Source organism: Jeotgalibacillus alimentarius, assembly GCF_000829445.1.
Classification (GTDB): Bacteria; Bacillota; Bacilli; order Bacillales; family Jeotgalibacillaceae; genus Jeotgalibacillus; species Jeotgalibacillus alimentarius.
Map to the genome: position 1 here is coordinate 234101 of NZ_JXRQ01000025.1, position 11558 is coordinate 245658.

Consider the following 11558-nt stretch of genomic DNA (forward strand, 5'->3'; position numbering starts at 1 on the left):
CCCCGGGACAGAGTCAGCACTTTACTCTAGATGGAGTATGAACTCCGTCCCCAAGTTCTGGAGTGTAAACTCCGTCCCCGAAGTCTCTTAATATCCTTTTCTCAAAACCTCAACCAATCTTCCAAGCACTGCAGCCATCTGACCGCGTGTGAGCTGGTCTTTTGGTGCGAATGTGCCGTTTTGTTTACCTGTGATCAGGCCGAGCATTTCTGCCTGGTATACGGCGTCGCGTGCGTAGCTTGAGATGTTGTCATGGTCTTTGAATTCGTTTGGCATGAATATGGTTGGTGCCAGGAATTCGTTACTGTGGTTGATGGCGCGCATGATCATGGCTGCCATTTGTTCACGAGTGATTTGTTCGCCTGGCGCGAATGTTCCGTTTTCTTTACCTGTAATGATGCCTGCATGGTAGGCTGCTTCGATTGCTGAAGCTGCCCAATGATCTTCGCTTACGTCTGTAAATACGCCTTCAGCTTCTTCAGACGTCAGCTGCATTGTACGGGCAAGTAGTACAGCGAATTCTGCACGTGTCAGGTTCAGGTTTGGTCTGAACTCATCAGGTGTTTTACCTGTTGTGATATTCAGTGACGCGATGACTTCGATCTCAGGGCGTGCCCAGTGATCTTTAATATCATCAAATGTAACGTCTCCTTCAATTACCTGATATACACCCGGTGCTGTCATCATGTAGATGAGTCCATCATCAAACTCTGATCCGCCTGCATAGTGCCATTTGTTATCTTTCCATTGCTGGACTGATACTTTCTTAACGTCACTTACACTGCTGTCGTCATACACTACATTTGCAAGGAACATATGGTCAAACGTATCAATCATTTCGCCATCAGCAACTGCAGTAAATCGGTATGCATCAGACAGTGCTTTAGCGTTTTTGCCAAGTTCTGCTGATTCGTCAGTTGCAATGTTGAATGCCACACTGTCGGCAGATGCGTTCTCACTCAGGAAGCCAGCAGGAACAAGTATCTGGAATGGTCCTGAACGGAATTCAAGGTCTTTTTTCGCTGCTGCCAATGTTTTAACAGCTGCTCCGCTCATCATCAGTGTTGCATCCACTGAACCGTCAGCCTGCTGTGGAATTGCTTTTAGCATAAAGAGTTCATTAGAATCCTTCACAATCTGCTTCGCTGCTTCTTCATCGATATTCAATACGCGTGAATCATCTTCGCCCTCTTTGAATACGATGATATCCTTCGTATAACCAACGTTGCCTGTCGCATCAACTGCGATGACTTCAAAGTGATTCAATCCAGGCTGAAGATCTAATTCAATATCTTCAACTGTTGTTTCCAAGGCTTTTTTCTCTAAAAGCTTTGTCGGTACTGAAGCAAACTTTTCGTCTCCATTTACATATAGACGAACGTCATCATAGTTGTCTTTCAGATTCACTGAAATGACAGGGTTGTCAGCATTTTCACCAACAATATAAGGTACTTTATCGCCTATCAGTTCAACTTCAGGTGCCTCGCTGTCTACGATAATTGTACGGTTAATGCTGATTTCATTGCCTTCTTTATCTGTCGCAGAAACAATGATGTCATAAATGTCATCACTGTCGAATGTCAGACGCTTGAAGAACATGTACTCTCCTTCAAAGACTTCAAACGAATCAACAGCTTCACCATTCACCGTTACTTCTTCGACATTTGATGCATCCGTTACATAACCGCTCACGAATGTTTCGCGAACAGGTGTCGGCTCAAAGAATGCCGGTGAATCAAGGTAGATTTGTGGACCTTCTGTATCAGCACCCTGCTGAACAGTCGTTTTCACGCTGTTACCTGCAAAGTCTACCGCTTCAACCTGAATACGCTGGTCCGAATCAATCTTTTTCGTGAATGTAAATGAATCTTCTTCCGGTGACAGATAAGACTCTGTCACACTCTGACCATCTACTAATACATTTACATACTGAACGGCATGATCGTCTTCAGCTGTAAAAGTGATTGTTGATGCAGCTGTATCAAGTGCTGCTTCAACTTCAGGATCTTCTGTATCGATTTTAACCGGAAGTGAAAGCTCCTGCCATTCTGCTCCGTCATAATCAATTTTTGCTTGAAGCGTCAGGTAGTAATGTCCGTCAGCTGCTGTGCGGCCGTTGACTTTACCGTCCCATGCCCACATTGGTGACCACGTTTCAGCGTCAAGCCCATCTCCATAAAGATAGTTCTTACGCAGTTCACGCTCAGTGCGGATCGTGCGCAGTTCATCTCCGTCTTCATCAGTGACAGTTACTTTCAGCTCTTTCGCATTTCTGAGAAGAGACACAACAGGTACAACTGCATCCTGCATCCCGTCTCCATCTGGAGAAAATGCGATCAATTCAGGATCTACAACGAATTCCTCAGCAAACGGATCAATTCCAAGATCCTCTCCCCATTCACTGACCATGTCAAATGAACGTACTCCAGTGAAGCCATAGTAAGTCATTTCATCCCACTGAGGTTCATCGAAGATTGGTGGTGCATTCCAGTCACCTTTAAAGCCTGCATAAGGAACTGTCAGTACCGGGTTCATGTCAGACGGATCTGTAAATGTTACAAACCCTTCTACAAAATAACCATTTTCAAAAATGTCTTCAGGTGTTACTTCAACGTCATCTTGAAGCAATGTAACATCTGATAGATCAATTTCAACTTCAACTGTTTCAGTTTCCATCGGTGCCACTTCAAGCGTTAATGCTTCTTCTCCATTTAAAAGAAGACCGACACCAGTGATTTCCTGTCCGTAGATCAGGTTTGGTGCAGTGAAGCCTTCTGTTAATGCATCAGTCTGCGCATTAACTGCAACGTCATATACTACTTCTTCGTCCGTTAAGTTTTCAACCATCAGTTCAAATACAGCTGTATCGCCATCAATCTCTTTCAGTGCAACAGCTGCGTCACCTTCTGCATCTGTTACAACTGCCGGTGCAGATAGTGCTGCATGAAGCTGCATCAGACCAGCTCCCTGACGTCTTGGTGAAATCGCAAGGCCATTTGGATCCATGACCGGTGCTGCTGTATTCATCATGATCGTTTTTACCCAGTCAGATCTGTATTCTTTTTCAACTGTATCTTTCAGCTGCTGCATTACAAGTGCTGATCCACCCGCGATATGCGGCGCAGCCATTGACGTACCACCCATTACAGCGTATCCATCTTCATTATCAGTCGATAAGATACTGCCGCCCGGCGCTGTGATTTCAGGTTTGAATTCAAGATCAGGCGTCAGCCCCCATGATGTGAAATCACTCAGCATACCAGCTGTTGGATTAGGCCGTGTCAGCTCGTCCCCGTTAAATGAAATCTCAACAACTGAGCCGTCAGCAAGCGCTGCTGCCAGACGATCTCCTTCAGACTTCACCATAAATAACTGTGGAATTGTAATTTCAGGATCAGTCGCCATACTCACAAATCCATCAGTATTGTTGTAAATGATAACCCCTGCAGCACCTGCGTACTGTGCGTTAAGCGTTTTTGAAACGAAATCAAGTTCGCCACGCTGAATTAACGCATATTTACCAGCTACATCGATATCCATGAAGTCTTCTTCATAACCAAGACCAGCATAGACAACTTCAAAATCCGTCTGTACATAATCTTCCGGATCTTCTTCATTTGCAACTGAATAAGGTGCAAGTCCGGCTTCTTCACCGTCGATTGTCACTTGAACAGCTTTAGAATCAACAAATACATTATCCAAAGACGCAACCGTTACAGCATTTTCAGACACAGCAGGTGAACCTACCAGGCCGTAATCCGGATTACTAGCATATGGATAGTAATAATCGTCAGCAAATAATGCAGAGTTCCCCGCAGAAATTGATACAAGAATCCCTGCATCCACTGCACGCTGAACTGCCTGCTGCTCAGGATCAGTTTCATCCACATAACCAGCAGTTGCACCAAGACTCATATTGATCACATCCGCGCCAAGACGGATCGAATCATCAATTGCCTTAATGAAAATGTCACTGTAAGTTGTTGAAATCAGCGGATCACTGCCGAATACCTTCATCGCAAGCAGCTGCGCTTCAGGTGCAACACCCTTAATACCGCCATTTTCAGTGTCTCCATTTGCAGCAACTGTACCCGCAACGTGCATCCCGTGAGACGCTTCCATGCCAAAATCTTTTACCTGCTGATTTTTATCGAAATAGTTATAGCCATAAGGCATCTTTTCAGTCAGATAAGCCCCTTTCAAGCCAAACTCTTCAATCACAGCATTTACATCTGCTTCATCAAGTTTTACATCAGTATCTTCACTGATGACCATGTCACGGTGCGAAGGATCCATCCCGGAGTCAATAATCGCAACAACCAGGCCTTCTCCTTTATAACCGTATTCCTCCCACGCAAGCTCTTTTTCAATCAGCTCGCCCGTATAAGACATATCCGGTGATACTTCCGGACGCTCATACTCATTAGCAATATGTACTTTCTTCACACCGGCGATCTTCTCAATCTTCTCAAGATCCCCCGCCTGAACAGTTGTACTGAATCCATTCACAATCGTTGTGAATTCGTTCTCAACAGAAGCTGCTGTAAATTCCCCTACTTCATTCTTCGCAGCCTGCTGACTCTTCAGCACTTCATTAATAATCTTTTCCTGTTCAGCATTACTCAGTTCCTGAAAATCCGCTCCGTCTTCAGAAGCAGCCTCCATCGCTGAAGCACCCTCGAGCTCAATAATCACCCGAACCTCTTCATCCTGAGCCATACTCATTGAAACCTTACCACTTTCCCGCACCGGCTTCTCTTTCGGCAACGCCCCAAAAGCAGCACTGCTAAAAGCAAGCATCAGCACAAGTACACTAACCAACAACTTCCTGCCCACAACCTCAACTCCAATCATATTCTAAATATTTCCTTGCCTTCCTATTATAGATGCAAATATTCAGAAAACGAAAGGGGTATTTTGGACTAATGTGGGATTTATTTGGGAGAAGGCGAATTTTTGGGGACGGAGTTTGCACTCTATGGGGACGGAGTTGAGACTCCACTTTTAGGGGACAGAGCTATCTCTTTTTAAACCATAAAATCAGAGTGTTAACTCCGTCCCCAAGTTCCCAAAGTTAAAAGACACCCCGGATCTGGTCTCCGGGGTGCCTCATCTGCTATTTATTCATCCAACTAAATCCACGCTCAAGTATATTCAAATGGTGCGGCTTAATCGGTTTTTGCTGCTGCACGTTTTTCTTAAGAATAATGCGCTCTATGTATTCCGGAATTTCACTTTCACTGAGCAGCCACTGATTGCCTTCAATATTTTTATGGTTGCCGGGGACATTAATTTTAACCCGCTTTTTGAAGCCTACGATTGAATAGAAGTAGTCGTGGAAATATGGAGGGATTATGTTCTTTAAGGCTTGAATGATTTTTTCATTTTCCTGGAGAGGGTTCTTCATTCTCACGTCTCCGTCTGAGAGCCAGATCGGCCGCTCCTGCGTTCCGTCAATCATCCCCCTTGCTTCATTATATTGAATCACGAAAATGCCGCCGCTTGTAAAAACAAGACTGTCAATCATCAGCTCATTCTCGAGTGAACGATGTGATAGATTCAACTGAGTCAGCGTCCGGTTATCTATCTTCAAATTTAATGCGTTTTCATTATCAAGGTTTGTTAAAGCCTGAACCATGATCCGCCCTCCCTTTTCATTTGTAATTAACAGATAATTCTATTATATCTTTCAGTTTTCAGATAAAAAGGTCATAAGAGAAATTAATGAAAAAGGTCCTACTACAAATCATGACGAATAGTTCTATCAACCTGCATATTACTGTTAATACGTGCGTACGCTTTGTCGAATCCCAATTCCAGCTGGAATACAATCATGTTTCCTGCTAAAATGACTAAAGCCGTTCGAACTGAAAAGGAGTACTGATATGACAAATAATGATATTTTAATCCGTTTACGATATGCCCTGGATATTAAAAACGTTGATATGATTGAGATTTTTCGTTTAGGCGGAGTCGATGTAACAAAAGATGACGTGCTGAAGATTCTCACGAAGGTTGATGAGGATACATTTTATGATCACGATGAGCCCGAAGAGACCGAGGATTATATCAAATGCACTAATTCAATGCTCGAATCATTTTTAAATGGCTTCATCACATTTAAAAGAGGTCCGCAGAAATCAAAAACGGGAGAACCCGTTAAACCTGACCGCTCCATCAAAAACCATGCAAGCGTTAATAACGTCCTGCTCAAAAAAGTGAAAATTGCTCTGGCTCTTACCAGCGAAGACATGCTCGACATCTTTGACCTCGCAGGCATCACAATCACTAAAGGCGAACTAGGCGCACTGCTTAGAAAAGAAGGGCAGAAAAACTATAAGCCATGCGGCGACCGTTTTGCACGGAACTTTTTGAAAGGATTGACGTTGAAGTTTCGTGATGATGTGGATTGATTTTTGGGGACGGAGTTTAGACTCTGATTTTATGGGACAGAGTTGAATTTTTGGGGACGGAGTTTGCACTCTATTTGGAGTACCAACTCCGTCCCCCTTTATTCAAACCTCCACCCATCTCTCCTCCTCAGCACTCTTCAAAATAGCATCCACAATCCTCATGTTATAATGTCCCGATTCAAAATCAGCGAAATGACTCTGCACACCCGGGTGCTCAATTTTATTATAAAACGAGTGCATAAGGTTTTTGAGGCAGTCTGGCCAGCCTTCCTGATGGCCGCCCGGGAAGTGTGCGTAGCTGCCGGCGGTTTCTGATAGAAGGCCCGGGTCTTTCATAAGCAGCTGATTCGGTTCGCTTCGTTTGCCGATCCATAACCGGTTTGGCTCTTCCTGATCCCACTCGATTGAGCCGTCTGCCAGTGAAATAGTGTAGTGAAGATGATTTTTTTTGCCGGCTGTTACCTGCGAGACGTTGAACATCCCCTTCACCCCATTTTCAAACTGAACCAGCACATTGCCGGCATCCTCTGTGGAAATGTCGACTGATGTAAATGCTTGTCCAGATTCATTTGAAAAGGTCGAGCCTTCAGATACTGCAGGTTTTTTACGTGATGAATGAAGGATAGTTAGGTCAGCCATCACGCGGGTAATCCGGCTGCTAAGCAGGTGCTGAAGGGTATCACACCAGTGCGAACCAATATCAGCGATTGCTCTTGATTCCCCGTTTAACTCCGGGTCCATACGCCAGCTGTAATCTGAATCATATAAACACCAATCCTGTAGATAACCGCCCGAAACAAGGTGCGGACGTCCCATCTCCCCATTCGCAATCCGTACTCTGGCTTCTTCGACGATGGGATAATGCCTGTAGTTAAAACAGACGCCGTGGACCAGACCTGACTCTTTTGCAATTTGAAGAAGCTCAGCAGATTGCTCACTGTTTAAAGCAAGCGGCTTTTCAGAAAGCACATGCTTTCCTGCAAGCAGAATTTTTTTATTCAGCTCATAGTGAAGCACATTAGGCGTACAGTTATGTATAACATCGATCTCGGGGTTTTCCAGCAGCTCATCAATAGATGAATACGCATAAGCAAGCCGATATTCCGTTGCAATCTGTTCCGCTTTCTCCATCGATCTCGATACAATCGCAGCCGCCTCAACCCCAGGCAGCCGTTTCAATGCTTCTAAATGAGCCATTGCTGAAAAACCGGTACCAACCACTGCCGCACGAATTAACTCTTTCACCTACTCCATCCCCTTTGCAGATAAATGAATTTTCAGATAATGGTATTATAGCATTTCATTGGGGACGGAGTTAACACTCCACGAAAAAGGGACAGAGTTCGCTCTTAAATAGAGTCTGAACTCCGTCCCCCAAAAACGGAGTGTCATCTCCGTCCCAAAAACTCAGCCAACCGTCTAACCCCCTGCTCAATCTCTTCTTCACCTGCCGCACTGAACGACAGCCTCAGCTTATCCTGTCCGTACTCCTGTTCAAGACAGAAGTGTTTCCCAGGGATATAGGACACTCCTGCTTTAGTGGCTTTGTTTAAAAGTTCTGCAGTATCAACACCTGTTGCGGTTAGCCAGATGAAGTAGCCTCCGTCAGGCTTTGTCCAGCTGACATTACTAGGCATGTGTGCTGCAAGTGCGTCTGTCATCGTACGACATTTAGCATTGTAAACGGCCCGGCACGACTGAAGATGACTCTTCCAGTCTACTCCTGCCAGAAAAGTCGCCATGACTGATTGTGCAAATGGATGGTCCAGATCCTTTTTAAATCGGAACAGAGCCTGAATCCACTCCCGGTCAGCTGCGACCCATCCGATGCGCATCCCAGGTGCAACGACTTTTGATAATGAACCGACATAGAGCACTCTTCCTTCGCGATCAAGAGATTTCAATGTTGGCATCGGTTCGTTAAAATGAAGTTCTCCGTATGCGTCATCTTCCATCACGAGAAAATCATAGACTGATGCTAAGTTGAGCAGATGCTTTCTGCGTGTTTCAGACATCGTTGTTCCTGTTGGGTTTTGGAAGGTTGGAATTGTATATAGCACTCTAGGCATTGGTTTCCCGTTCTGCTTTCTCGTCACCAGCAACACTTCCAACATATCAGTATTTAACCCATGTTGATCAACAGGAACAGTCAGAATCCGGTCTGTGTAGTTTTGAAAAATCTCGAGTGCTTCCATGTATGTTGGTGATTCTACAATGATGTACGTTTCTTCATCCATTAAAATCCTTGCGATCAGATCAATCGCCTGACACGCTCCTGAAGTAATCAGTAACTCTTCACGTTTCACACTTATGTTTCTTTCATTCATGCGCTCGAGTAACTGAATATGCAGCTTTTCGATTTGTGGACTGCCAATATAATGCATCGGCAGATCACGCTCTTCATCTAACAAATGAACCGCTGACTGCTTCAGTTCCTCCACCGGAACGAGCGAAGAATCAGGAAACCCTGAGCTGAGACGAATGCAACCTTCAGGCACGTGCGGCATCCATGCACCAGGAGGATCATGCTTGAGAGCTGAATGAACATTTGCAGAAAAATAGGCTGAGTGTTTCATGATGGGTGACCTCCTTTTTTCGGGGACGTAGTTGGCACTCTATTAAAAAGGGACAGAGTCCGCTCTAAAAATAGAGTCTGAACTCTGTCCCCCGAAAATAGAGTCTAAACTCCGTCCCCGTTTTAATTCAATGGCATGACATATTCTCTGAAAACATACAGTTCATCGTATTCCGGGTCATCAGATTTCACGACAAGCCATTCGTCATATGATGAGTCATCAAGGATCAGGATGGGCATATTGCTTTTGTCGTATGTGAAAGCTTTTTCGAATTGAGTACCCGGCCCAGTGCGGACGTTTAGTCCTGCAGTTGTTGTGATACCTAATTGATATTTTTCAAATTCCTGTCCGCCCATTGCCTGGTCGATCCGGTACATGTGACCGGCGGCTTTTGCACCCCAGTATGGATCTGATGCGTAGCGAACGTTCATGCCAATCGCTTTATGACCAAATACAGCCCCGTTAGCGTATGCACGGTTTGGTGGAAGATAGTTTTTATTGAAGAACTCTTTGATCAATTCTTCAATATTTTCTTCGATCGAGTCAAAGTATTTAGCTGCCGGGTTTGAATCATAGACGTACAAACCAAATAGATTATTGTAATCCTGAGCACGGGCACTCAGACCATAACGGCTTTCATGCTGTGCGAGCGCAAGAATCGTGAGCGCATTCACATTATGTTCCTGCTCAATTTTCTTAAGAGATTCCCCGATTCCGATCAGTTTACTTTTAGCAGAAGCATTCTGATAGACTGATGAATTCGGATAGGTTTCTTCAAGTTCAATCAGCCGGTCGACAATATATTCATCGATTTCCTCTGCCGTATAATCTGTGGAACTTCTTGCTGATAGAAATTGGAAGTATTGATAATGCGTACCCGCTTCATTTCCTTCCCAGTCAGTGAATGTTGTTCCATCCGAACTTAAATATCTCGTTCCTTCATTTATAAATGAAGGTGCAGGCCCAACTGAGTAACTGCTGTATGATTCACTTGCATGATTGTAAATGTTGTGAACGAGCTCGCCGTCAGCATTTACATAATGCGAACGTTCATTTAGCGTAGACTCCGGAATCAGTACAGCATCTGCAGCTTTAATATAGCCTTCTGCACTTCCAGCCTTCACTTTAATCCAGTCAGGTGTCGAATCGATGTAAACAAGTTCAGTATAAGGCTCCACGTAAGTCGTATGTGTAAGAAGTGACTCATTAACGTACACAATCGTGACTCCTTCTGCTTTCGTACTCACTACACCATCGCTCATTTTAATGATCTCATTTTTATGTACAATGATTTCATCAGCGCTTAAATTCCCTGCCGCTGCTTCAAACGAATCAAATCGCGTATTTTTTGAAATCTCTCCATTTTCATCAATCACAGCTGACCAGTACGACGTTTCTTCTATCACAAAAGGCTTCACAGCTGCTTTTGATAAAATATCACCATCACTGTTACGAACGCCGGATACAGTCAGCACATACCGCGCGCCTTCTTCATAGCCTGCTGCAGGGGGATAAACCTTTACGGAATTACCTTCAGTTTCATAAGTCACATTAACAGACCGATCATCCTCATCTGTCACTTGAATCGTATCTTCATTCACAAAATCCGGGTCCGGGGTCTCATTAAACTTAACCGTCCATACCTTACCACTCTGCACTTCCTCTTCACTAAAATCAGACGCATGAGCAACGGATGACAGCCCCACCGCGGCAATCAAACAGAACAATAATGAAAGTAAATACCTCTTTCTACCGATCAATCCAATCACTCCTTTTCTAGTATTGTAACAGAATACCAGATTGATAGGAGTTAGGATTGGGGCTTGGAAACTGGGGGTTGTTTTGGGGACGGAGTTAGCACTCCACTAAAAAGGGACAGAGTCCGCTCTATAGTAGAGTTTAAACTCCGTCCCCAAATAAAACTTCAATTAAAAATCACTTTATAATAAAATAAAAACAGAACTTTCAGAAAAAAATCACTGGAGTGATTATATGGACAAAATCAAGCAACCAGTAACGTTGATTCTTCTCATACCAATCGCACTTATTCTTTTAATCGTTGCCTACTCTTCCTCACAAACGTATGAACAGCAAACACTCATCCCTGTGATGAAAAGTCTTTCTGCTCCTGACTGGCTGCGAACGGCTATGGATCAGATCAGCTTTACTTATGCAGGCAGTCTGGTCAGCACACAATCACTTGGCTACGCAGGTTTTACTGAATTCTTTTTAAGAAAAGGAGCACACGTCGTTATTTTCTTTTCTGTCAGCTTCTTTCTATTCAGACTGCTCATTCATCTGATTCCATCTGTGAAAAAGGCAGCAATTCTGAATTTGACTCTTGTTATTCTTTTCGCATTCAGCGATGAATTTCATCAGTACCTGACAGGTGGCGGACGGACACCCACCTTTCACGATATTATACTCGACACAACTGGAGGAATACTTGGTTTGGCAGTGGCGTTTGGTGTTTTTGTGCGTTATAAGAAACAGCGGGAGAATTGGGGACGGAGTTAACACTCCATTTGAAGTGTTAACTCCGTCCTCAAAAAGGCGAACTCTGTCCCCC

7 protein-coding genes are annotated in these 11558 nt (G+C 44.2%); 2 read left to right on the forward strand and 5 right to left on the reverse strand.

Features of this window, described 5'->3' with window-relative positions; genetic code table 11:
* Window positions 1-87: 87 nt before the first annotated feature.
* Together KP77_RS13730 and KP77_RS13735 are read right to left on the reverse strand one after the other, a co-directional pair.
* A complete protein-coding gene (locus KP77_RS13730; protein WP_052474242.1) occupies window positions 88-4854 on the reverse strand; it encodes a S8 family serine peptidase in 4767 nt (1588 codons plus the stop codon).
* A 262-nt stretch (window positions 4855-5116) separates the two neighbouring features.
* On the reverse strand, window positions 5117-5638 hold the full coding sequence (locus tag KP77_RS13735) for a nuclease-related domain-containing protein (RefSeq protein WP_041123293.1): 522 nt from the start codon (window positions 5636-5638) through the stop codon (window positions 5117-5119).
* A gap of 247 nt (window positions 5639-5885) precedes the next feature.
* Here KP77_RS13735 and KP77_RS13740 point away from each other — a divergent pair, with 247 nt between their 5' ends.
* Window positions 5886-6413, forward strand: coding sequence for a YehS family protein (locus tag KP77_RS13740; protein WP_041123294.1), 528 nt, complete (start codon window positions 5886-5888; stop codon window positions 6411-6413).
* Between the two features lie 102 nt (window positions 6414-6515).
* On the opposite strand, the gene KP77_RS13745 is transcribed toward KP77_RS13740, so the two are convergent.
* The 3 genes from KP77_RS13745 to KP77_RS13755 form a co-directional block, all read right to left on the reverse strand.
* Window positions 6516-7658: a Gfo/Idh/MocA family protein gene (locus tag KP77_RS13745; protein ID WP_268747472.1), complete on the reverse strand. Its 1143-nt coding sequence runs from the start codon at window positions 7656-7658 to the stop codon at window positions 6516-6518.
* Between the two features lie 143 nt (window positions 7659-7801).
* Entirely contained in the window at window positions 7802-8989 is a 1188-nt protein-coding gene (locus KP77_RS13750; protein WP_041123295.1) for an aminotransferase-like domain-containing protein, read from the reverse strand.
* A gap of 122 nt (window positions 8990-9111) precedes the next feature.
* Complete coding sequence (locus KP77_RS13755) at window positions 9112-10749, reverse strand: glucosaminidase domain-containing protein (protein WP_052474244.1); 1638 nt, start codon at window positions 10747-10749, stop codon at window positions 9112-9114.
* Window positions 10750-10981: 232 nt separating this feature from the next.
* On the opposite strand from KP77_RS13755, the gene KP77_RS13760 reads away from it, so the two are divergent.
* Window positions 10982-11506: a VanZ family protein gene (locus tag KP77_RS13760; RefSeq protein ID WP_052474245.1), complete on the forward strand. Its 525-nt coding sequence runs from the start codon at window positions 10982-10984 to the stop codon at window positions 11504-11506.
* Window positions 11507-11558: the final 52 nt, after the last annotated feature.

Coding starts and splice junctions, on each gene's coding strand:
- KP77_RS13735 (WP_041123293.1), bottom strand. CDS start 5,638: ATGGTTCAGGCTTTAACAAACCTTGATAATGAAAACGCATTAAATTTG.
- KP77_RS13750 (WP_041123295.1), bottom strand. CDS start 8,989: ATGAAACACTCAGCCTATTTTTCTGCAAATGTTCATTCAGCTCTCAAG.
- KP77_RS13740 (WP_041123294.1), top strand. CDS start 5,886: ATGACAAATAATGATATTTTAATCCGTTTACGATATGCCCTGGATATT.
- KP77_RS13730 (WP_052474242.1), bottom strand. CDS start 4,854: ATGATTGGAGTTGAGGTTGTGGGCAGGAAGTTGTTGGTTAGTGTACTT.
- KP77_RS13760 (WP_052474245.1), top strand. CDS start 10,982: ATGGACAAAATCAAGCAACCAGTAACGTTGATTCTTCTCATACCAATC.